General features: G+C 70.9%; 24 protein-coding genes. 17 read left to right on the forward strand and 7 right to left on the reverse strand.

Going from position 1 to position 20387, the window contains the following annotated elements; genetic code table 11:
- Positions 1–131 precede the first annotated feature (131 nt).
- From ABGB05_RS19740 to ABGB05_RS19750, 3 genes are all read left to right on the forward strand, one after another.
- A complete protein-coding gene (locus ABGB05_RS19740) occupies positions 132–986 on the forward strand; it encodes an ABC transporter permease (protein WP_347654910.1) in 855 nt (284 codons plus the stop codon).
- Complete coding sequence (locus ABGB05_RS19745) at positions 983–2104, forward strand: ABC transporter substrate-binding protein (RefSeq protein ID WP_347654911.1); 1122 nt, start codon at positions 983–985, stop codon at positions 2102–2104. The genes ABGB05_RS19740 and ABGB05_RS19745 overlap by 4 nt, the downstream gene beginning before the upstream one ends.
- 138 nt (positions 2105–2242) lie before the next feature.
- Complete coding sequence (locus tag ABGB05_RS19750) at positions 2243–3415, forward strand: thiolase family protein (RefSeq protein ID WP_347654912.1); 1173 nt, start codon at positions 2243–2245, stop codon at positions 3413–3415.
- 89 nt (positions 3416–3504) lie between these two features.
- On the opposite strand, the gene ABGB05_RS19755 is transcribed toward ABGB05_RS19750, so the two are convergent.
- Entirely contained in the window at positions 3505–4170 is a 666-nt protein-coding gene (locus ABGB05_RS19755; protein ID WP_347654913.1) for a hypothetical protein, read from the reverse strand.
- A gap of 692 nt (positions 4171–4862) precedes the next feature.
- On the reverse strand, positions 4863–5513 hold the full coding sequence (locus tag ABGB05_RS19760; protein WP_347654914.1) for a hypothetical protein: 651 nt from the start codon (positions 5511–5513) through the stop codon (positions 4863–4865).
- A 411-nt stretch (positions 5514–5924) separates the two neighbouring features.
- Here ABGB05_RS19760 and ABGB05_RS19765 point away from each other — a divergent pair, with 411 nt between their 5' ends.
- Complete coding sequence (locus tag ABGB05_RS19765; RefSeq protein WP_347654915.1) at positions 5925–6503, forward strand: hypothetical protein; 579 nt, start codon at positions 5925–5927, stop codon at positions 6501–6503.
- A 113-nt stretch (positions 6504–6616) separates the two neighbouring features.
- Here ABGB05_RS19765 and ABGB05_RS19770 read toward each other — a convergent pair whose 3' ends face one another.
- Complete coding sequence (locus ABGB05_RS19770) at positions 6617–7288, reverse strand: NADPH-dependent F420 reductase (RefSeq protein WP_347654916.1); 672 nt, start codon at positions 7286–7288, stop codon at positions 6617–6619.
- Positions 7289–7538: 250 nt separating this feature from the next.
- On the opposite strand from ABGB05_RS19770, the gene ABGB05_RS19775 reads away from it, so the two are divergent.
- The gene (locus tag ABGB05_RS19775; RefSeq protein ID WP_347654917.1) at positions 7539–8477 is read left to right on the forward strand and encodes a sigma-70 family RNA polymerase sigma factor; all 939 of its coding nucleotides are present in this window, start codon (positions 7539–7541) and stop codon (positions 8475–8477) included.
- Between the two features lie 94 nt (positions 8478–8571).
- A complete protein-coding gene (locus tag ABGB05_RS19780) occupies positions 8572–9450 on the forward strand; it encodes an alpha/beta hydrolase (protein WP_347654918.1) in 879 nt (292 codons plus the stop codon).
- Between the two features lie 134 nt (positions 9451–9584).
- Here the strand turns inward: ABGB05_RS19780 and ABGB05_RS19785 are convergent, their stop codons facing one another.
- Positions 9585–9887 carry a metal-sensitive transcriptional regulator gene (locus ABGB05_RS19785; protein WP_347654919.1) on the reverse strand — a complete coding sequence of 101 codons (303 nt, stop codon included), beginning with the start codon at positions 9885–9887 and terminating at the stop codon, positions 9585–9587.
- A gap of 151 nt (positions 9888–10038) precedes the next feature.
- On the opposite strand from ABGB05_RS19785, the gene ABGB05_RS19790 reads away from it, so the two are divergent.
- From ABGB05_RS19790 to ABGB05_RS19800, 3 genes are read left to right on the forward strand one after another with little or no spacing between them, the layout of a single operon-like run.
- On the forward strand, positions 10039–10248 hold the full coding sequence (locus ABGB05_RS19790; RefSeq protein ID WP_347654920.1) for a cation transporter: 210 nt from the start codon (positions 10039–10041) through the stop codon (positions 10246–10248).
- A gap of 28 nt (positions 10249–10276) precedes the next feature.
- Positions 10277–11230, forward strand: coding sequence for a hypothetical protein (locus ABGB05_RS19795; protein ID WP_347654921.1), 954 nt, complete (start codon positions 10277–10279; stop codon positions 11228–11230).
- Between the two features lie 34 nt (positions 11231–11264).
- Positions 11265–13553, forward strand: a complete 2289-nt coding sequence (locus ABGB05_RS19800) for a heavy metal translocating P-type ATPase (RefSeq protein WP_347655023.1) — start codon at positions 11265–11267, stop codon at positions 13551–13553.
- A gap of 30 nt (positions 13554–13583) precedes the next feature.
- On the opposite strand, the gene ABGB05_RS19805 is transcribed toward ABGB05_RS19800, so the two are convergent.
- Positions 13584–14690 (reverse strand): geranylgeranyl reductase family protein, encoded by a 1107-nt coding sequence (locus ABGB05_RS19805; protein ID WP_347655024.1) that lies wholly within the window; start codon positions 14688–14690, stop codon positions 13584–13586.
- Positions 14691–14874: 184 nt separating this feature from the next.
- Between ABGB05_RS19805 and ABGB05_RS19810 the strand changes: the two genes are divergently transcribed.
- The 7 genes from ABGB05_RS19810 (at position 14875) to ABGB05_RS19840 (ending at position 19092) form a co-directional block, all read left to right on the forward strand.
- Complete coding sequence (locus ABGB05_RS19810; protein ID WP_347654922.1) at positions 14875–15111, forward strand: hypothetical protein; 237 nt, start codon at positions 14875–14877, stop codon at positions 15109–15111.
- A 2-nt stretch (positions 15112–15113) separates the two neighbouring features.
- Positions 15114–16637, forward strand: coding sequence for an MFS transporter (locus ABGB05_RS19815; protein ID WP_347655025.1), 1524 nt, complete (start codon positions 15114–15116; stop codon positions 16635–16637).
- A gap of 95 nt (positions 16638–16732) precedes the next feature.
- Positions 16733–16921: a hypothetical protein gene (locus tag ABGB05_RS19820; protein WP_347654923.1), complete on the forward strand. Its 189-nt coding sequence runs from the start codon at positions 16733–16735 to the stop codon at positions 16919–16921.
- Positions 16922–17035: 114 nt separating this feature from the next.
- Entirely contained in the window at positions 17036–17524 is a 489-nt protein-coding gene (locus ABGB05_RS19825) for an Asp23/Gls24 family envelope stress response protein (protein WP_347654924.1), read from the forward strand.
- 20 nt (positions 17525–17544) lie between these two features.
- Positions 17545–17916, forward strand: coding sequence for a hypothetical protein (locus ABGB05_RS19830; protein WP_347654925.1), 372 nt, complete (start codon positions 17545–17547; stop codon positions 17914–17916).
- Positions 17917–17918: 2 nt separating this feature from the next.
- Positions 17919–18467, forward strand: coding sequence for a hypothetical protein (locus ABGB05_RS19835; protein ID WP_347654926.1), 549 nt, complete (start codon positions 17919–17921; stop codon positions 18465–18467).
- Positions 18468–18489: 22 nt separating this feature from the next.
- Positions 18490–19092 (forward strand): hypothetical protein, encoded by a 603-nt coding sequence (locus ABGB05_RS19840; protein WP_347654927.1) that lies wholly within the window; start codon positions 18490–18492, stop codon positions 19090–19092.
- Positions 19093–19227: 135 nt separating this feature from the next.
- Here the strand turns inward: ABGB05_RS19840 and ABGB05_RS19845 are convergent, their stop codons facing one another.
- On the reverse strand, positions 19228–19701 hold the full coding sequence (locus ABGB05_RS19845) for a MarR family winged helix-turn-helix transcriptional regulator (RefSeq protein WP_347654928.1): 474 nt from the start codon (positions 19699–19701) through the stop codon (positions 19228–19230).
- A 75-nt stretch (positions 19702–19776) separates the two neighbouring features.
- Here ABGB05_RS19845 and ABGB05_RS19850 point away from each other — a divergent pair, with 75 nt between their 5' ends.
- Positions 19777–20151 carry a cupin gene (locus ABGB05_RS19850; RefSeq protein ID WP_347654929.1) on the forward strand — a complete coding sequence of 125 codons (375 nt, stop codon included), beginning with the start codon at positions 19777–19779 and terminating at the stop codon, positions 20149–20151.
- Positions 20152–20224: 73 nt separating this feature from the next.
- Here ABGB05_RS19850 and ABGB05_RS19855 read toward each other — a convergent pair whose 3' ends face one another.
- A complete protein-coding gene (locus ABGB05_RS19855; RefSeq protein WP_347654930.1) occupies positions 20225–20371 on the reverse strand; it encodes a hypothetical protein in 147 nt (48 codons plus the stop codon).
- Between the last annotated feature and the right edge of the window lie 16 nt (positions 20372–20387).

Genomic DNA, 20387 nt, shown 5'->3' on the forward strand with positions numbered 1-20387 from the left:
TCTCACCTGCGAGGTGCCCTCTCGAACCGAGCGATAGAAGCCTGAAGCACTCCTATCCTTCCAGTTCAGAGGGCACTTTCTATCTCCGGGGTCCTGCCGGGCCGATCTTCATCGGTGGATCGAGGCTGAGGATGACCACTTCCGTCCCCACCGCAGATCCGACCGGACCACCCCGGTCGGCTGATCTCCCCACCAGCACGCCGCGCCGGACCTGGGCGCGGGCGGCCCGCCGGTGGACACCCAGCCTCCTGCTGCTCGCCCTGCTCCTCGTCGCCTGGCAGTTCGTGCCCGGGCTGACCGAAACCGAGGAGTTCATCTTCCCGCCCCTGTCGGCGGTACTCGACCGGCTCACCACCCCCGAAACGCTCCACCTCTACCTCTCCAACGCGTGGGTGACCACGTACGAGGCGCTCATCGGGCTCGCGATCGGCCTCGTCCTCGGCGTGCTCACCGGATTCCTCCTCGGCACCTTCTCCGGCGCCCGACGCGCGGTCTACCCCTTCCTCGTCGCACTGCAGGCCCTGCCCAAGGTCGCCGTCGCGCCGCTGTTCGTCGTCTGGTTCGGCTTCGACCTGACCCCGAAGGTGCTGGTCGTCGTCCTGCTCGCGTTCTTCCCGGTCCTGGTCAACACGATGAGCGGGGTGATGAGCATCGACCAGGACAAGGTCGACCTGTTCCGCTCCAACGTGGCGACCCGCTGGCAGCTCTGGCGCCACCTGCTCTTCCCGTGGAGCCTGCCCGGGATCTTCGCCGGGCTCGAGGTCGCGGCGGTGCTCGCCCTGCTCGGCGCGATCGTCGGCGAGTTCGTCTCGGCACGCGAGGGCCTCGGCGTCGTCCTGCAACAGCAGCAGAACACGTACGACACCGCCGGCGTCTTCGCCGTCCTCATCATCCTGTCCGTCATCGGACTGCTCATGAACCTCGCGATCCGCCTGGTCCGCCGCACCGCCCTCTCGTGGAGCACCTCCGAAGGAGCCGAACTATGACCGACACAGTCACCCCGCGACGGCCACGGCGACGGTTCACCGCCGTCACCCTCGCCGCGCTCGCCGGCCTCCTCGCCGCAGCCGCGACCGGATGCGGTCCGGGCGGCGGCCCGGCCGGCGCGGGCGGCAAGGGCGAGACGATCACGTTCGGCATCTCCACCCCGACCATGACCGCGAACTTCGTCGCCCTGGCGGTCGGCAAGGAGGAGGGGTTCTTCGCCGAGGCGGGACTCACGGTCGACGACGTGTTCCTCAAGGACAGCGGCACCGTGCTCCAGGCGATGGCCGGCGGGAAGGTGGACATCGGCACACCGACCCCGGACGTGGCCTTCGCCGCGATCGACCAGGGGCAGGACGTCAAGCTGATCTACAACTGGGCCCGTCGCCCGGTGGCCGCGTTCTCCGTACTCGACAGCAGCCCGATCACCGCGGTCCGGGACCTCACCGGTAAGAAGATCGGCGTCCAGTCCCTCTCCGCCGGTACGACAACCCTGGCGAAGGCGTCGCTCACCCAGGCCGGCGTGGACGTCAATACGGTCACCTTCGTCGAGGTCGGACTCGGAGCCCCCGCGCTCGACGCCCTGCAGCGCGGCCGGGTCGACAGCGTCGTGCAGTACGACGCCCAGTCCTCGGCCCAGATCAGTGCCGGCGCCAAGCTTCGGCTGATCAGCCCGGAAGGCGTCGAGGACCTCTTCGCCACCACGTTCGTCTCGAGTTCGGCCTTCCTCACCAGCGACAGCGCGGCGGTCAAGGGGTTCGGCCGGGCCTGGAGCAAGGCGTCGGTCTGGGCGCTCGCCAACCCGGAGGCGGCCATCCGGATCATGTGGAAGCTCTACCCGGCGAGCAAGACCGGTGACGGTGACAAGGCGATGCAGAACGCGCTCGCCATCTTCAAAGCCCGGATGGACAGCGCGGTGAACGTCGACGACGTGACGACGAAAAAGATCTGGGGGCAGTACGACGAGTCGGCCGTCCAGCACTGGCTCGACTTCGCCCACCAGAACGGCATCACGAAGTCACCGCTGAAGACCTCGGACGTGTACACCAACGCCGATGTCCCCGACTACAACAACTTCGACGCCGCCGCGATCCAGAAGGCCGCCGCCGAAGCCAGGTGAGCGACGGCCTGGCGGACGCCGAGGTAGCAACCGGCGGGAGCCGGCGAGCCCGGCGCGGGTACGAGGCCACCCCAGCAGCCTCGTACCCGCGCCGCCTGTCAGGATGACCACCACCCACCACCTCCGGGAAGGCACATCATGCCCGCGAGTTTCGTCTACGACGCCGTCCGTACCCCCTTCGGACGTTACGGCAAGGCCCTCGCCGTCGTACGTCCCGACGATCTGGCCGCCCACGTGATCGGGGCTCTGCTCGCCCGGCACCCCGATCTCGACCCGGCCACGATCGACGACGTCCTACTCGGCGACGCGAACGCGGCGGGCGAGGACAACAGGAACGTGGCCCGGATGGCCGCACTGCTGGCCGGGCTGCCCACCGCTGTGCCGGGGGCGACCCTCAACCGGCTCTGCGGCTCGGGCGTCGAGGCGGTCATCCAGGCGAGCCGAGCGGTCGAGACCGGCGACGCCGACCTGGTCCTGGCGGGTGGGGTCGAGTCGATGAGCCGGGCGCCGTGGGTGCTGCCGAAACCCGACCGCGCCTTCCCGAGCGCCCACGCGACGCTGCACTCGACGACCCTCGGCTGGCGCATGGTCAACCCCCGGATGCCCGAGCGGTGGACCATCCCGCTCGGCGAGACGGCGGAGATCCTCGCCGACCGGTACGACATATCGCGGGAACGCCAGGACGAGTTCGCGCTCGCGAGTCACCGGCACGCCGCCGCGGCCTGGGACGCCGGTGTGTTCGCGCGTGAGGTCGTCGCGGTGCCCGGCGTCGACCTGGTCCGCGACGAGGGCGTGCGGCGGGACACCTCCCTCGAGGCTCTCGCCGCGCTGCCCCCGGCGTTCCGGCCGCAGGGCACGGTGACCGCCGGCAACTCGTCGCCGTTGAACGACGGCGCCGGTGCGATCCTGGTCGGGTCGGAGCGGGCGCCCTTCTGCGCCGAGCCACTCGCCCGGATCGTCGCACGTGGCGTGGCGGCCAATGATCCCGACATCTTCGGCATCGCCCCGGTCGAGGCAGCCAACCGGGCCCTGGCCCGAGCCGGCCGGAGCTGGGACGACGTGGACGTTGTGGAGCTCAACGAGGCCTTCGCCGCGCAGAGTCTCGCCTGCCTCGGCCTCTGGCCAGATCTTGACCCGAGCAAGGTCAACATTCACGGCGGGGCGATCGCGATCGGGCACCCGCTGGGCGCGTCCGGTGCCCGGATCGTCGGCCACGTCGCACACGAACTGGCCCGACGCGGCGGCGGGGTCGGCGTCGCGGCCATCTGCATCGGCGTCGGTCAGGGCCTGGCCGTGGTCCTCGAACGCTGAGCACGCCCCCACCGGATCCGGATACGCCGCTGGCCGGGTCCCCGTGGTGGGGACCCGGCCAGCGGTCGGTCCTACATCTTGTTCCAGCGTCAGCTGTTGTTCCAGGCGTTGGCGACCAGGTCAGCAGCCTGGTTCTCCCACTTCGCGTACGCGTCCGGGAACGCCGACACCTGCACCTTCTGCGCGGCAACAGTCAGCGGCAGATCATGCCAACCATCAACCTGCTTCAACCCATCCAGGAACGCGGTCGTCGAGTACTGCGGATCAGTAATCTGATCCGGCGAACCCCAACCCGAACTCGGACGCTGCTGGAACAGACCCAACGAGTCATGATCGTTGCTGGCACCCAGATGACCCAGGTTCTCCAACTTCGACTCCTGCAGCGACGTACCGACAGCGATCACCGCGGCCCGCTCGTCCAGACCAGCCTTCTTCGTCGCCTTCACAATCGCCTTCACGTTGTCCGCCTGCTCAGGCGAGATCGGAATCGACGCCTGCTCACCCTGCACACCATGCGGAACCAGCCGGTCCCGCGACGGCTTACCGTCATCCTTCTTGTGGCCACCCTTGTCCACAGTCACCGACTGCGCCACCAGGTTCACCCCGTGATGCTCAGGGGCGGCCTGCGCGGCAACCGCCGGACCAGCGACAGCGCCACCAACAAACGCCAGACCAGTCAGACCCAGCGCCGTCTTACGAACCAGAGAAGTCTCAGTGATGGCCGGAATCCACCGACCGAACAGCATCCTGTTCATGATCGTCGTTCCTTCCAATCGGGGATGAACACCCACACGCAGGGGGGCGCATGCAAGTGCCAGAGAAAGAGAACGGCCCACACCAGAAGAACCAACACTCTTCCGGGGACCAGAAGCTCGATCGCCACGTACCAAGGAGGGCTGGTACTCAAGCGAACGCCATATGTAACGACCGGCAACCCCGGATCATTCCCAGACCCGAACCCATCAACCCAGCTCACCAGCCGCGCTACTCAGCCGTACGCGTAATGTAACGACCCCCAGCCCGCCAACATTCCACCGGATCGAGTTGATCATCAACCGGAACCGGACACCGGAGCCGCAAACCGACAGGCTGACGCCGCCGCCTCGACGGCACCCGCGCGAACCGGACGGGGCCGCCCGCAAACCGCGCTCAACCCCGTCCCGGGCCCGCGCGCCGATCCGCCGCAGCGAGTACAGCCCGAGGCAGCCGTTGCCGTTGATGATCTGAGCACGACGAACCTCACCCCGCCCGGATAAGGGCCATGGCGCTCAGATCATCAACGATCCCGACGAACCTGCCGAACCGGCAACGGCCAACGCCCCCTGCCCGACAGAGAGCACGTCCCGGGGGAACCTGCCGACACCCACCCAAGACGCCGTTGGCCGGGTCCCCGTGGTGGGGACCCGGCCAACGGTCGGTCCTACGTCTTCATCTGTTGTTCCGGGGGTCAGCTGTTGTTCCAGGCGTTGGCGACCAGGTCAGCAGCCTGGTTCTCCCACTTCGCGTACGCGTCCGGGAACGCCGACACCTGCACCTTCTGCGCGGCAACAGTCAGCGGCAGATCATGCCAACCATCAACCTCACGAAGACCCTTCAGGAACGCGGTCGTCGAGTACTGCGGATCAGTAATCTGATCCGGCGAACCCCAACCCGACGACGGACGCTGCTGGAACAGACCCAACGAGTCATGATCGTTGCTGGCACCCAGATGACCCAGATTCTCCAACTTCGACTCCTGAAGGCTGGTGCCCACCGCGATCACCGCGGCCCGCTCGTCCAGACCAGCCTTCTTCGTCGCCTTCACAATCGCCTTCACGTTGTCCGCCTGCTCAGGCGAGATCGGAATCGACGCCTGCGCACCCTGCACACCATGCGGAACCAACTTGTCCCGCGACGGCTTGTGATCGCCCTTGTCCACGACCACCGACTGCGCCACCAGGTTCACCCCGTGATGCTCAGGAGCGGCCTGCGCGGCAACCGCCGGACCAGCGACAGCGCCACCAACAAACGCCAGACCAGTCAGACCCAGCGCCGTCCTACGAACCAGAGAAGTCTCAGTGATGGCCGGAATCCACCGACCGAACAGCATCCTGTTCATGATCGTCGTTCCTTCCAATCGGGGATGAACACCCACACACGCAAGGGGGGCGCACGCACGTGCCAGAGAAAGAGAACGGCCCACACCAGAAGAACCAACACTCTTCCGGGGACCAGAAGAACGCCACGCACCAAGAGGGCTGGCACTCAAGCGAACGCCATATGTAACGACCGGCAGCCCCGGATCATTCCCGGACCCGAACCCATCAGCCCAGCTCACCAGCCGTGCTACTCAGCCGTACGCGTAATGTAACGACCCCCAGCCCGCCAACATTCCACCGGATCGAGTTGATCATCAACCGGAACCGGACACCGGAAACGACCGGCCGACAACCACCCGGGCTCACCCGTGGGTCTCCGACAAACCGGCCAGGGATCGCGGCGCTCGTCGACGGCACGATAGCGTCGCCACGTGGACGAGGGCGGGGAGGGTGCGCGGATCGGTGCCGGACTGGGCGGATGGTTGGCACGGGTGACCTTCACCGACCAGACCACCGACGAGGTCACCGAGTTACTGATCGATTCGGTGGCGGCCTGGGCGATGGCTCAGGGCTGGCGGGTGTACCGCCGCGCGGCGAGTGTAATGCCGCTGCCTCCGCCGTACGCCCACCGGCACTCCATCGTCGACCTCGGCTTGGCCCGAGAAACCGGCCATCCGGTGGTGGTCGAGGTGGATCACTCCGACCGGCGCCGGACTCTCGACAAACTCCGGATGGAGGCGGCGGCCGGTCGCATCCCGATCTGGGTGCGCTGGGGCGAACGTCCGTTCAGTCCACCTCCGGCCCCCGTCACGATGGTGCCCGTCCAGGTGTCGTCCCGATCCGGGCCCGGTCGCACCGGCCGGCTGTACTCGAGGGTCCCGGCACCACAACGGCCGGCACCCGCGCACACCGTGCCCGAGGTCGGGGCGGTCGAACAGGTGGACCTTTTCGGGGCGGGCCGGTCGGACGGCCGGCACCCGCCGACCGTCCGACCGGACCTGGACCGTTAGCGCCGGGGGCACGACCGACCCTTATCGGCGGGGGACGCATCCGGACCGGCGAGGAAAACCGGACCGACCAGCCGGAACCGGTGGCACAGGTCCGGGGACGGTCGGTGGCGGGATCAGCGTCCGCGGGCGAGCAGGGTCCGGACCTGGTCCACGCCGGACGGCTTGCCCGGCCGCTCCCAGAAGTTCGGCCCGTCGGCATAGGCGCCGTAGACCGGGGTGCCCGGCTGGAAGCGTCGGCCCTCGGCGAGCGGACCAGCGTCAACGCTGTCGTAGCCGATCGTGTCGAGGAAGTCGACCAGCGCCGCCTTCGCCCCGGTGTCGTCACCCGCGATCGGCAGCGCGGTGCGGTCGGCTGCCCCCGCCGGCCGGGGCAGCTCCGCGAGGTGCCGGTAGAAGATGTTGTTGAAGCCCTTCACGACCTTCGCCGTCGGCAGGTGCCGTTGCAGCAGTTCACTACTGGTGGTGGAATCGTCGTCCAGCTCCGGGATCTGCCCGTCACGCTCCGGGTAGTAGTTGTTGGTGTCCACGACGACCTTCCCGGCCAGTGGTTCGACGGGAACGCTGGCGTACGCCTTCAACGGGATCGACACCACCACCAGCTCTCCGGCCTGGGCCGCCTCCTCCACAGTGGCGGCCCGGGCCCGTGACCCGAGTTCGGACACCAGGTCACTGAGGGTCTCTGGGCCGCGGGAGTTGCTCAGGACGACGTCGTAGCCGGCGGCGACCGCCAGGCGGGCGAGCGTGCCACCGATGTTGCCGCTGCCGATCAGTCCAATGGTTGTCATATCTGCCCTGAACCCCCGCTCTGCCGGCACCATTCCGATCCTCTACGGTTCGGCGACGGATGTGACGCGATCAACACATGCCCGATATCGGCTGCTTATGTGTTTCGCCGGCTCCGGTAACTTTATCGGGGGCCGCCCCCGGGGAATCGCGAACCGCGGGACCACTGCGGAAATCCACGCTCCGCGGGCGAACTGTCCGTCCACCACCGCACCTGGTGGCGGGGCGCGGATCACCGGAAGGGAAGCTGCTGTGCCGTACCTCGACAGCCCGGACGCGGACCTGGTCCGCAGCGTCCAGTCCGGGGATGCGTCCGGGCTGGGCGCGCTGCTGGCCAGGCACGAGGCGGGCATGAGGGCGGTCGCGCTGAGCCTGCTCGGTTACGGGCCGGATGCCGAGGACGCCGTACAGGACGCGATGCTGACGGCGGTCCGGCACATCGGTGAACTACGGGACCCACACGCCGCCGGCCCGTGGCTCCGGACGATCGTCCGCAACAACTGTCGGGCACGGCTGCGGACGCCGGGGCCGGTGCTGCTCGGCGACGCCACCCCGGCGCTGCCGAGCCGCGAACCGACGCCGGAGGACCTCCTGGAGGCGACCGCGCTGCGGGACTGGGTCTGGCACGCGGTGGGCGAACTGTCCGAACCACTCCGCCTCGTCACACTGCTCCGGTACTTCACCGGCGTGACGTCGTACGAGCAGATCGCCCGCCTCTGCGGCGTGCCGGTGGGTACCGTGCGCAGTCGGTTGAGCCAGGCCCGCGGCAAGCTCACCACGGCGCTGCGGCAGACCACCGACCGGGCGTACGACGACGCGGCCGGGACGAACACAAGGTGGCACCACGAGGCCGAGGAGATTCTCGGCGCGGCGCGGCGCGGCGAGTTCGCCCGGGCGGTGCGGGAGTACTGGTGGCCCGACGCCGAGTTCATCATTCCGAACGGGCAGCGCGCGCCCGGCCTGGACTTCATGATCCGTGGCATGGAGCAGGACCTCTCGCACGGCGTACGACAGCGGCTCCGGCAGGTGACGGCCAGCGGCGACGTGATGGTCTGGGAGGCCGACCTGATCAGCCCGCCGGACAACCCGGAGCACTGCCCACCCGGGCTGGTCTGGCTGCACCGGCTGCGCGAGGGACGGATCACCCAACTACGCATCTTCCATCCCGAACCGGCCCGATCTACCGGCTGAACCAGAAGATCCGCGTTCCGATCGAACTTTTCCCGACCCCGCGTCATCTGGTTCTCGACCAGGCACCCCGCCTGGCAGGACCGCGGGAGAGACGATGAGTTCCACCCTCACCACCGACAGCCCCCTCGCGCCGGGTACGCACAGCGTGGAGATCGACGGAGTACGGCAGGTCTACCACGTCGCCGGGCGCGGGCCGGTCTGCGTGGTGCACTCCGGTGGCCCCGGCATCGAGTGGCGTTACCTGCGGATGCCGGCGCTCGAGGAGCATCTGACGATGGTGTACCTGGAGCCGGTCGGCACCGGCGCGTCCGGCCGGCTCGCCGACCCCCGGGAGTACCGGCTGGAGACGTACGCGCGGTTTGTCCACGGTGTGGTCGAGGCACTCGGGACGCCGAAGGTGTTCCTGCTCGGCCACTCGCACGGCGGGTTCGTGGTACAGCGCTACGCCCTGGCGCACCCGGACCGGGTCGCCGGTCTGGTGCTCTACGACACCTCCCCGGTGACCGGACCGGAATTCTGGGCTGCCGCGATGGCCAACATCGCCAGTTACCCGGCGCGGCACCCGGACCGGCCGGAGGCCGCCGCGATCCCGACGGCGTTCCAGCGGGCGGTGACCGCCACCGACGACGAGTCGATGACCCGGAGCCTGCGGTCGATCATGCCGCTGTACTTCGCCGACTACTGGGCCGACGAGGAACGACTCGCGCCCCTGGTCGCCTCGGTACGGTCCTGGGCCGATCCGCAGCGGGGCGAGCAGCCGCCGTTCGACCTACGGGAGGAGTTGGGCTCGGTCACCGCCCCGGTCCTGGTCATCGTCGGCACACACGACTTCATCTGTGGTGAACCCTGGGCGCGGATGCTGCACGAGGCGATTCCCGGCTCCCGGCTGACCGTACTGGCCCGGAGCGGGCACTTCGGCCACGTCGAGGAGCCGGAGTTGTTCACCCGGGCGGTTGTCGAGTTCGCCCGCTGACCGCCGGCGCCCGCGCCCTGGAGCGGCACGCCCCGTTCCCGGGCGCGGTAACCGCCGGTCCCGCGGTCGGCCGACCGCCACCCGCTTGCCGACCACCGGCACCCGCGGGTCGGCGTCACCCGCACTACGGGGAACTATCCGCGCTTCATCAACCGCCCCACGGCGGCCATCATCTCGGTGGCCATCTCGTCGGCCCGGCCCTCGGCGGCGCCCTCGTGCATGCAGTGCCGGGCGTGTCCGTCGAGCAGTCCGAGTGCCACCTTGTCCAGGGCGGCCTGGATGGCGGAGATCTGGGTGAGGATGTCGATGCAGTAGCGGTCGTCCTCGACCATCCGTTCGATGCCCCGGACCTGGCCCTCGACGCGTCGAAGCCGCGCGAGCAACTGCTCCTTGCTGGCGGTGTAGCCACGGGTCGGGGTGTCGGCTGCTGACGTCATGCAACCAAGCATAGCTAACCCCCCGGGGGTATGCTACGGTCACACCACTACCCCTACGGGGTACCTGTATCACCACGGCGATTCAGCACCCACCTGCCCGCCGGATACCCCCCACGGGTATAGGCTGGCAGGGGCGGAAGGGAGAAGCGAGATGATCACCGAGAAGTACCGGGTCACGGGCATGACCTGCGGCCACTGCGTCAACGCCGTCAGCACCGAGGTCAGCGCCATCCCCGGCGTGACCGGGGTGACCGTCGACCTCGCCTCCGGCGAGGTCACCGTGCAGAGCACCGAGCCGGTCGACGTGGCCGCCGTACGCGCGGCCGTCGACGAGGCCGGCTACGAACTCGTCGACGCCTGAGCCGCTGCCGGAAACGAAGGATGCACCCGTGAACACCGCGATCAGGCTGGGCGGCTTCGTGCTCGGACTCGCGACCGTGTTCGGTGCCGCGTACGGGGTGGGACAGCTGTCCGGCCCGGTACGCGGCACCGCCGCCACCCACCAGTCCGACTCCCCGCACCAGTCCGACCCCGTCAACTCCCGGCCACCGGGCGGACTGCTCGTCTCCGACCGTGGCTACACCCTCACCCCGGCACCGGCCGCCGCCGGAGAGTTCGCCTTCCGGATCAACGGCCCGGACGGGCGGCCGGTGACCGACTACGACGTCACGCACGACCAGCGGATGCACCTGATCGTGGCCCGGCGTGACCTGTCAGGCTACCGGCACGTCCACCCCGTCATGGACCCCGACGGCACCTGGCGGACCGACAGCCCGCTGACCGCGCCCGGCAGTTGGCGGGCGTTCGCCGACTTCGTGCCCCGCGCGGCGGAGCCGTTGACCCTCGGGGTCGACCTCTCCGTGCCGGGTGACTACCGGCCCGAGCCCCTGCCGCCACCCGCACCGGCCGCGCAGGTCGACGGCTACACCGTCCGGCTCGACGGCACCCTGACCCCGGGACGGACCAGCAGCCTCGGTTTGACGGTGAGCCGCGACGGTCGCCCGGTCACCGACCTGCAGCCCTACCTCGGCGCGTACGGCCACCTGGTCGCGCTCCGCGACGGCGACCTGGCCTACCTGCACGTACACCCGGAGGGCACGCCGGGCGACGGACGGACGCCGGCCGGCCCGACGATCACGTTCTCCGTCGAGGTGCCGTCGGCCGGTTCGTACCGGCTCTACCTCGACTTCCGGCACGCCGGCACGGTCCGTACCGCCGAGTTCACCCTGACCGCCGCCGGGCCCGCCGGTCCCCCACCGGCGCCGATGCCGACGCCGACCACCCCGGCACCGGAGGAGACACACTCCGGTACCACCGGCACACCGGGCCACGGCCATGGCTGAACCGGCCACCGAGATCCCCGAACAGGAGGCGATGATGGCACCCGCCGCCAAGCGGCTACCCACGGCGCCGAACCGGATCGAACTCGCGATCGGCGGGATGACCTGCGCCTCGTGCGCGTCCCGGATCGAGAAGAAACTCAACCGGCTCGACGGTGTCACGGCCACGGTCAACTACGCCACCGAGAAGGCCACCGTCGACTACGACAACGGCCACACCCCCGACGATCTGATCGCCGTTGTCGAGAAGACCGGCTACACGGCCAGCCTGCCGCCACCGCCTCGACCGGCCGGCGACGCCACCCCCGAACCGGGCTCCCCGGTCGACGAGCTGCGGACCCTACGCACCCGGTTGTGGGTGTCGTTGGTGCTGACCGTACCGGTGGTGGTGCTCGCGATGGTGCCGGCCTGGCAGTTCACCTACTGGCAGTGGCTCTCGCTCACCCTCGCCGCACCGGTCGTCGCCTACGGTGGGCTGCCCTTCCACCGGGCCGCCTGGATCAACCTGCGGCACGGGGCGGCCACCATGGACACCCTGATCTCGCTCGGTACGCTCGCCGCGCTCGGCTGGTCGGTGTGGGCACTCTTCCTCGGCACCGCCGGCACCCCCGGCATGACCCACCCGTTCAGTTTCGACATCGGAACGACCGACGGCGCCGGCACCATCTACCTGGAGACGGCGGCCGCGGTCACCCTGTTCATCCTCGCCGGGCGCTACTTCGAGGCCCGGGCCAAACGACGGGCCGGCGCCGCGCTGCGGGCGCTGCTCGAGCTGGGCGCCAAGGAGGTCACCGTGCTGCGCGGCGGGGTCGAGAGCCGGATTCCGGTCGACCAGCTCGCGGTCGGTGAGCGGTTTGTCGTACGGCCCGGGGAGAAGATCGCCACCGACGGCGTCGTGGCGGACGGCTCGTCCGCGGTCGACCTCAGCCTGCTCACCGGAGAGTCGGTACCGGTCGAGGTCGGCCCGGGTGACGAGGTGGTGGGCGCGACCGTCAACGCCGGAGGCCGGCTGGTCGTCCGGGCCACCCGGATCGGCGCGGACACCCAGCTCGCCCAGATGGCCACCCTGGTCGAGCAGGCCCAGTCCGGGAAGGCACCGGTGCAGCGGTTGGCGGACCGGATCTCCGCGGTCTTCGTCCCGGTCGTGATCGCCCTCGCGGTCGCCGCCCTCGGCTTCTGGCTCGGCACCGGGGCCGACGGCGCCACCGCGTTCACCGCCGCCGTGGCCGTACTCATCATCGCCTGCCCGTGCGCCCTCGGGTTGGCCACCCCGACCGCCCTGCTGGTCGGCACCGGTCGGGGCGCCCAGCTGGGCATCCTGATCAAGGGTCCCGAGATGCTCGAGTCCACCCGTCGGGTCGACACCGTGCTGCTGGACAAGACCGGCACCGTGACCAGCGGTCAGCTCTCCCTCGTCGAGGTCGTCGCGGCCGACGGCGACCACGCCGACGAGGTGCTCCGGCTGGCCGGGGCGGTCGAGGCCGCCTCGGAACACCCGGTGGCCCGGGCGGTCGCCACGGCCGCCCGGGCCACCGGCGAGCATCCCGAGGTGACCGACTTCGCCAACCGGGCCGGGCTCGGGGTGACCGGCCTGGTCGACGGGCGCGCGGTGGTGGTCGGCCGGGCCCGGCTCCTCGCCGAGCAGGGCCTCACGCTCCCGGCCGACCTGGACCGGGCCGCCGTCACGGCGGAGGCGGCGGGTCACACCGTGGTCCTGGTCGGCTGGGACGGCCGGGCCCGGGGAGCCGTCTCCGTCGCCGACACGGTCCGGCCGACCAGTCGGGAAGCGGTCGCCGGGCTGCGCCGGCTCGGCCTCCGTCCGGTGCTGCTGACCGGGGACAACCAGACGGTGGCCCGGTCGGTCGCCGGCCAGGTCGGCATCGACGAGGTGATCGCCGAGGTACTGCCGGCGGACAAGGTCGACGTGGTACGGCGTCTGCAGGCCGAGGACCGGGTGGTGGCGATGGTCGGGGACGGGGTCAACGACGCCGCCGCCCTCGCCCAGGCTGACCTCGGACTGGCCATGGGCACCGGTACGGACGTCGCCATCGAGGCCTCCGACCTGACCCTGGTACGCGGCGACCTGACCGCCGCCGTCGACGCGATCCGGCTCTCCCGGGCCACCCTGCGAATCATCAGGGGAAACCTGTTCTGGGCATTCGCCTACAACGTCGCCGCGCTGCCCCTGGCCGCCGCCGGAATGCTCAACCCGATGATCGCCGGAGCGGCGATGGCCTTCTCCTCGGTTTTTGTCGTCGGCAACTCGCTGCGGCTACGCCGCTTCACGCCGTACCCCGCCGGTCGGCGCGCCACCACGCAGAGCTGACCGGCACCGCCGGTCGGTACCGCGCGGCGGTCAGCCCAGCAGGGCCAACGCCGCGCGTACCGGCCGACGGGTCAGGGTCTGGTCGAAGGTCGCCTCGCCCCGGCAGAAGGCGGTGAACATCCGCCAGCCCGCCGGAGTGGCCAGCATCGTGTGGAAGATCCCGGGATGCCGGGAGAACGCGGTGAGGATCCGGTGTCCGGCCCGCATCGACGGGACGAGCTGGTCGTGCACCGCGCGGACGTACCCGTCGAGGTCGCCACCGGCGGCGGCGGTGCCGGCGAGCGTGCCCGAGCGGAGCGCGAAGCTGATCCCCTCCCGGGTCCACGGTTCGAGCAGCCCGGCCGCGTCCCCGGCGACCAGTACCCGGCCCCGGCGCAGCGGGGACTGCTCGGCCCGGCAGCGGGTGAGGTGCCCGGAGTCGTGCGCCGGCTCCAGACCGTCGAGGCCGAGCCGGTCGACGAAGCCACGCAGGTAGCGCCGGGTCCGCTCGCCCTCGCCCCGGCCCGCGATGACGCCGACGGTGAGCCGGTCGCCCTTGGGGAAGACCCAGGCGTACGAGCCGGGCAGCGGCCCCCAGTCCAGCAGCAGCCGTCCCCGCCACTGTCGGCGGACCGGCTCGGGAACCGGGATCTCCAACTCCAGCCCCAGGTCGACCTGGCGGTACTCCACCCCGACGTGCCGCGCCGTGACGCCGGCCGAGCCGTCCGCGCCGACCGCCACCCCGGCCCGCAACTCCGAGCCGTCGGCGAGCCGGACCCGTACGTGGTCGGGCTCCTGGTCGAGCCCCCGGACCGCGACCCGTTGCCGGATCTCCGCGCCCGCCTCGACCGCCGCGACCCGCAGCCGGTCGTCGAACTCCTCCCGGCGCACCATGGTGAGCAACTGCTCCGGGTGGCGGCGGGTGAATCCGCGTCGCCCGTCGGCGGTGAAGGTGACCTGGTCGACCCGGTCGTCCGCCGGTACGTCGATCCGGGCCGCGGCCGCCGCCAACGAGGTGCCGATCAGCCCACCACCGCAGGTCTTGTAGCGGGGGTGCTCGGCCTTCTCCAGTACGACCGTCCGCGCCCCGGCCCGGGCAGCGGCGTACCCGGCGGAAAGTCCCGCCGGCCCGGCGCCGATCACGGCCACGTCCCACATCACGGGTAGCAGCGTAGGGGACGCCGGCGGCGGCACCGGTCAGGGGCGCGGCCAGCCGGCCCCGGTCGTCGCCGGGCCCGCGCCGGTCGGCGGGTCGGGGATCCGGTGGAATCTTCCGCGTCACGGCGGGTAATCGCGGCCTCGCGAACTGCCCGACGCATCGTGCACGGGCGAGGAGGTCATCATGCGACAGCTGAATCTCACCGACCTCGAACAGCGGGTGTACGTCGCGGTCACCGCGCTGGAAGCCCGGGGCCAGGTGCCGTTTCCCGAGGCCATCGCCGCGGAGGTCGGCCTGCCGGAGGAGCAGTTGGCGACGCCGCTGCACGTACTCGGCGAGAAGAACCTGCTGCACCGCGAGGACTCACCGCTGGAGGGCCTGGACTTCGGTCCACGCTGGTGCTCCCAGCAGCTCGCCTGACCATGGGCGACGTGCCGGACCGGGACCGGTCCCCACCGGGCTCCGGGGGGCTCCCGGGCAGCCGGGCCGGCGACCGCCAGCGCCGCCAGGTCCTCACGATCGGACTGGTCGCCGCGTTCATGACGCTGCTCGACGTGAGCATCGTGAACGTCGCGATCCCGTCGATCCAGCGGGCCATCCGGGCGGACTCCAGCGACCTGCAGTGGATTCTCTCCGGGTACGCGCTGACCTTCGGGCTGATGCTGGTGCCGGCCGGACGGTTCGGTGACGCCCGGGGCCGCCGTACGGTGTTCATCATCGGTCTCGCGCTCTTCACCGCCGCCAGCGCGGCGGCCGGCCTGGCCGGGTCACCGGCCTGGCTGATCGGCGCCCGGCTGCTCCAGGGTGCGGCGGCCGGCCTGGTCAACCCACAGGTGGTCGGACTGATCCAACAGCTGTACCAGGGGGCGGACCGGGGGCGTCCGTTCGGGTTGCTCGGCGCGACCATCGGCATCTCGACGGCGGTCGGTCCGCTGCTCGGCGGCGCCCTGATCGAACTCGGCGGCCCGCACGAGGGCTGGCGGTGGGTGTTCTTCGTCAACATCCCGGTCGGCATCGTGACGATCGTCTTCGGCTGGCGTCTGCTTCCGACCGGGACCGCCGGTGGACGGGCCCGACGACGGCAGAACCTCGACCCGTTCGGCGTGCTGCTGCTGGGAGTCGGGGTGGTGCTGCTGCTCCTGCCGCTGGTCCAGGAGCGACAGTGGCAGGGCCCGCTCAAGTGGCTGCTGGTTCCCGCCGGTCTCGCGGTACTGGGCGGCTTCGTCGGCTGGGAACTCCGGTACCGCCGCCGCGCCGAGCCGCTGTTCGACCTGGCGCTGTTCCGGCTCAGGTCGTACACCCTGGGTGTCCTGATCGGGCTGCTCTACTTCGCCGGCTTCGTCGCGGTCTTCTTCCTGTTCACGCTCTACCTGCAGATCGGGCTCCGATACACCGCGCTGGAGGCAGGACTGGCCGTCACCCCGTTCGCCGCCGGTTCGGCGGTCACCGCGGCCCTCGGTGGCCGGGTCGTCAACCGTTTCGGCCGACCCCTGGTGGCGATCGGACTGGCCACGGTCGTGGTGAGCCTCGGCGGGGTGGTGGCCGCGCTGCACGTCGTGCCCGGTCGTGGGGCCCCGCTGGCCACCGCCGTACCGCTGCTGCTCGCCGGCCTGGGTAGCGGCCTGGTCATCACCCCCAACCAGACGCTCACCCTCTCCGAGGTGCCGGTCGCCCAGGCCGGCAGCGCGGCCGGCATGTTGCAGACCGGCCAGCGGATCGGGGCCGCCGCCGGCATCGCCGGGGTCGGCGCGATCTTCTTCAGCGTCCTGGCCGCCACGCACGGCGGCTGGTCCCGGGCGTTCCGGGACGCGCTCCTGGTCACCATCGGCTTCGTCGCGGTCGCCCTGGTCGCCGCGATCGTGGACAGTCGGACCGAACGGCTCGGCGCGTCGGGCGGCGGTTCGGGTGCGGGAGCGCCGCCCGACCGATCCGGCAACCAGATGTGACCTGGATCACAAAATATTCTGGTCGTCAGGGGTTCGACTCGGCCGACAACGTGTATGCCACTGCGGACCTGCCGCCGCGCCACCGGGAGGAACACATGTCCCGTCAACAGTTCGGTTTTGTCGCCGGTTTCCTCATCGCGGCGGTGTGGGCCGTCGCCGGTTTCGGTGCGGCGGCCGGCGCACTGCTCGCCGGGCTGGTCGGCTGGCTCGTCGTACGGGTGATCGACGGTGACATCACGGTCGGTGGCCTGGCCGACCGGGCGTCCGCGTCCCGTCGGCAGTAGCCGTACGGGCCGGCACGGCCAGCGCCGGACCGCTGGCAGTAGCCGTACGGGCCGGCACGGGACCACCGGCGCCGGGGCGGAGTCACCGCCGCCGGCAGGAATTGGGGGCAGGAGATGGCCGACACGAACACCGCCACCAGGAACGACCACCGGGAGAAGACGTCGTCCGACAGGTTCTCCCTGCCGGGAGGCGAACCGGCCCGGGCCCAGATCACCACCGACCGGGGCCGGACCAGGATCGCGGAGGGCGTGGTCGCCAAGATCGCCGGCTTCGCGGCCCGGGAGATCCCGGGCGTGCACTCGATGGGTTCCGGGATGGCCCGGCGGGTAGGACAGTTGCGCAACCTCGTCCCCGGCGGCGCCGAGACGGTCCGGCAGGGCGTCTCGGTCGAGGTCGGCGAACGGGAGGCGGCCATCGACCTCGACGTCGTCACGTGGTACGGCCAGAGCATCGTCGACGTCTCCGACGCGATACGCCGCAACGTCGTGGAGCGGGTGCAGAGCATGACCGGCCTGGAGGTCGTCGAGGTGAACATCAACGTCGACGACGTGTACGTCGAGGGTGACCAGGACGGCGACGACGGCGCGCCGCGGGCGCACTGACGGACCGGCGGTGATGGGCGATGGCAACAGGTACGACAATCGCGGCTGGGACACCGACCAACGGGGAGGGCGCCGGACCGGATCCGGCGACGGTCGCGGAACAGGTCCGGACGGCGGTGCTCGGGGTGGCCGGGGTGGCCGGGCTACACCCGGGCACCGGAGGTGTGGAGGTGGCGACCCAGTTCGCCGGTGGGAAGATCAGCGGGATCCGGCTCGGTGACCCGGTCGAGGTGCACGTCAGGATCGACCCGGTGCCGATCGGGCCGCTCGCCGAGCAGGTCCGGGACGCGGTGCGGACCGTACTCGCCACGTTCGGCCAACACCCCTCGGTCGACGTCGTCGTGGCGGACATCGGTCTGGTCGTCCCGTCCACCGACGACGGACGGAGCTGACCGTGCGTCTGGTCAACCGGGTCGCCGCACTGCTGCTCACGCTGGGCCTGCTGCTCGGCGGCCTGCTGCTGGTGGCCGAGGTGGTCACGGTCGCGCTGAACCGCCCGGGGCTGGTCGCCGACCACGACGGGTGGTACCGGACCCTCACCAGCACCCGACTACGGGATCCGTGGGTCCGGACCGGGATCATCGCGGCCGGGGTACTCGGCCTGCTGGTCCTCTTCGGACAGCTGGTGCGCTGGAAGCCCGACCGGCTGCCAGCCCGGCTCGCCGACGGCTGGCACCTGCAGCGCCGCTCGGTCGAACAGCACCTGGCCGGTACGGCGGACGGGGTGGCCGGGGTCGCCTCCGCCGCCGTGGTGGTCCGCCGGCACGGAGCCGGCTGGCGGACCCGGGTCCGGGCGGTCGGCGAGGCGTCGCTCGCCCCGGCGGTGGAGACGGCGGTCCGGCGGGAACTGGAACGCCTCGGCGCCTCGGCGGACGACCCGGTCGGGGTGGACATGGTCAGGCCCGGACCGGCCCGACGGACCGGGATCAGGCTCCGACGGTGATCGGGGAACTCGGGGTGACACCATGACGAACAGTCGGCTGCGGGTGCTCTGGACCGTGGTCGGTCTGGTGCTGACCGCGATCGGGGTGGTCGGCCTGATCGCCAGCCTCGGTCACCTGGCCGGCGTCGACGAGGACGCGCCACTGCTCTGGTCCGGCCTGCTCGACCTCTGGCGGGACATCGACCCGTGGGGGCTGGTCATCCTCGGCGTACTCGGGGCGTTCTTCGCCTGGCTCGGCTTCCACCTGCTCGGCCGGCAACTCCGGCCACAGCGTTATCCCGTGATGGGCGACCTCGACCTGCGGACGACAACCGGACCGACGGCCGCCGAGACCGACCTGCCCCCCGGCGTCACCCGGGTACGCGGTGCCCGGCTGGTCCGGGGCCTCGAACGGGATCTGGCCCGGGACCCACAGGTCCGCAAGGCGTCCGTCACCCTGGCCGGTACGACACCGCGGCCGGAGCTCTGGATCGACCTGCGACTCAGTTCCCGGGCCGGTCTGGCCGCCGTCCGGGAGCACGTCACCGCCGCCGTCGGACGGTTCCGGGACACCTCCGGGCTGGAGCCCAGCCGGCTGGAGGTCACCGCGCGGATCGACCGCACCGGGCCGGCCCGGGTCCGCTGACTCAGACCCGGAGCCGACGGGCCACGACGACGTCAGACAGGCTCGACCGGGTGCGTGGTCGCGAACGCCGCACCCTCACGAAACGCCGCACCGTCGCGAGCCGACCGGTGTGGTCAGCCGGTCCGCGGAGGCGGCTCACCAGATCGGGCGCAGCGGTGGCGGGGAGTCGCCGGCCAGGTGTCGGATCAGTCGGGCCAGATCGGCCCGCAGGGCGACCAGGTCGCCGGGACCGACCCCGGAGGCGAGTTCGGCCTCCAGGTCCCGCAGCACCCCACCGGCGACGGCCAGGTGTGCGGTCGCCTGGTCGGTGAGGACGACCAGCCGGCGCCGCCCGCCGTCGGGATGGGCCTCACGCCGCAGGTAGCCGCGCCGCTCCAGGTCGTCGACGAGCTGTCCGGCGGCCTGTTTGGTGACGCCGAGTCGCTCGGCCAACTCGGTGGCGGTCGCTCCGGGGCCCTGCAACACCTGGAACACCATCCCGTGCACCGGACGCAGGTCCGGATAGCCGGCGGCGGCCACTCGGCGGACGAACTCCGCGAGCACGAGCTGGAAGCCCATGCCGAGCAGGAAGGTGAGGTCGGTGCGGGCCAGCGGATCCTCTGTGGTCACGCCTCATCTTGACACGCCCTGAGTCAAGCTGCTTGACTCGTAACACAAGTAAAGCACTTTTACTCAGGAGGCAACATGATCGTGGTGACCGAAACCGACGAACGCACCATCCGGTCAGACAGTGGCGCCGCGTTCGGGCTGGCCGCACCGAGCCAGGGCGGTCGGGAACTCGCCACCTGGCGAGTCCGGATGAATCCCGACACGGCCGGACCGCTCCACGCCATCGACCGGGAGCAGGTGTGGATGCCACTGACCGGATCGTTCGCCATCACCGTCGACGGCGCGACGCGGACAGTGGGCGCCGGCCAGGCCGCGATCCTTCCGGCCGACGTGGTCCGGCAGATCCGGTCCGGCGCCGAGCACGCCGAGGCACTCGTCTGCATGCCGGCCGGCGGCACCGCCACCGTGCCGGGAGAACCGGAGCGACGCGAGCTGCCCTGGGCCCGCTGACCCCAGCGTCCGCCCACACCCGGCGCGCCGCTCGTCCACAACCCGCCGTCGCGGCCGACTGACCGGGGTGGCGTCAGATCCAGCCGTACCGGCGGGCGATGCCCGCCGGTACGAAGCCGGTGCCGCCGCCGTACCGTCGCCGTAGGTCGCTGACCTGGACGACGGTTTCCCGGTCGGGCGGGGCCAGCACCGGACCGGCCGCCGTTGTCGTCTGACTCATGGACTCGATTGTTTGC

The sequence above is a fragment of the Plantactinospora sp. B5E13 genome (genome assembly GCF_039871775.1).
GTDB lineage: Bacteria > Actinomycetota > Actinomycetes > Mycobacteriales > Micromonosporaceae > Plantactinospora.

Coding starts and splice junctions, on each gene's coding strand:
- ABGB05_RS19755 (WP_347654913.1), bottom strand. CDS start 4,170: ATGAACAGGATGCTGTTCGGTCGGTGGATTCCGGCCATCACTGAGACT.
- ABGB05_RS19770 (WP_347654916.1), bottom strand. CDS start 7,288: ATGACAACCATTGGACTGATCGGCAGCGGCAACATCGGTGGCACGCTC.
- ABGB05_RS19810 (WP_347654922.1), top strand. CDS start 14,875: ATGCGACAGCTGAATCTCACCGACCTCGAACAGCGGGTGTACGTCGCG.
- ABGB05_RS19840 (WP_347654927.1), top strand. CDS start 18,490: ATGACGAACAGTCGGCTGCGGGTGCTCTGGACCGTGGTCGGTCTGGTG.
- ABGB05_RS19745 (WP_347654911.1), top strand. CDS start 983: ATGACCGACACAGTCACCCCGCGACGGCCACGGCGACGGTTCACCGCC.
- ABGB05_RS19790 (WP_347654920.1), top strand. CDS start 10,039: ATGATCACCGAGAAGTACCGGGTCACGGGCATGACCTGCGGCCACTGC.
- ABGB05_RS19830 (WP_347654925.1), top strand. CDS start 17,545: ATGGCAACAGGTACGACAATCGCGGCTGGGACACCGACCAACGGGGAG.
- ABGB05_RS19785 (WP_347654919.1), bottom strand. CDS start 9,887: ATGACGTCAGCAGCCGACACCCCGACCCGTGGCTACACCGCCAGCAAG.
- ABGB05_RS19820 (WP_347654923.1), top strand. CDS start 16,733: ATGTCCCGTCAACAGTTCGGTTTTGTCGCCGGTTTCCTCATCGCGGCG.
- ABGB05_RS19815 (WP_347655025.1), top strand. CDS start 15,114: ATGGGCGACGTGCCGGACCGGGACCGGTCCCCACCGGGCTCCGGGGGG.
- ABGB05_RS19850 (WP_347654929.1), top strand. CDS start 19,777: ATGATCGTGGTGACCGAAACCGACGAACGCACCATCCGGTCAGACAGT.
- ABGB05_RS19855 (WP_347654930.1), bottom strand. CDS start 20,371: ATGAGTCAGACGACAACGGCGGCCGGTCCGGTGCTGGCCCCGCCCGAC.
- ABGB05_RS19740 (WP_347654910.1), top strand. CDS start 132: ATGACCACTTCCGTCCCCACCGCAGATCCGACCGGACCACCCCGGTCG.
- ABGB05_RS19780 (WP_347654918.1), top strand. CDS start 8,572: ATGAGTTCCACCCTCACCACCGACAGCCCCCTCGCGCCGGGTACGCAC.
- ABGB05_RS19800 (WP_347655023.1), top strand. CDS start 11,265: ATGGCACCCGCCGCCAAGCGGCTACCCACGGCGCCGAACCGGATCGAA.
- ABGB05_RS19805 (WP_347655024.1), bottom strand. CDS start 14,690: ATGTGGGACGTGGCCGTGATCGGCGCCGGGCCGGCGGGACTTTCCGCC.
- ABGB05_RS19750 (WP_347654912.1), top strand. CDS start 2,243: ATGCCCGCGAGTTTCGTCTACGACGCCGTCCGTACCCCCTTCGGACGT.
- ABGB05_RS19825 (WP_347654924.1), top strand. CDS start 17,036: ATGGCCGACACGAACACCGCCACCAGGAACGACCACCGGGAGAAGACG.
- ABGB05_RS19760 (WP_347654914.1), bottom strand. CDS start 5,513: ATGAACAGGATGCTGTTCGGTCGGTGGATTCCGGCCATCACTGAGACT.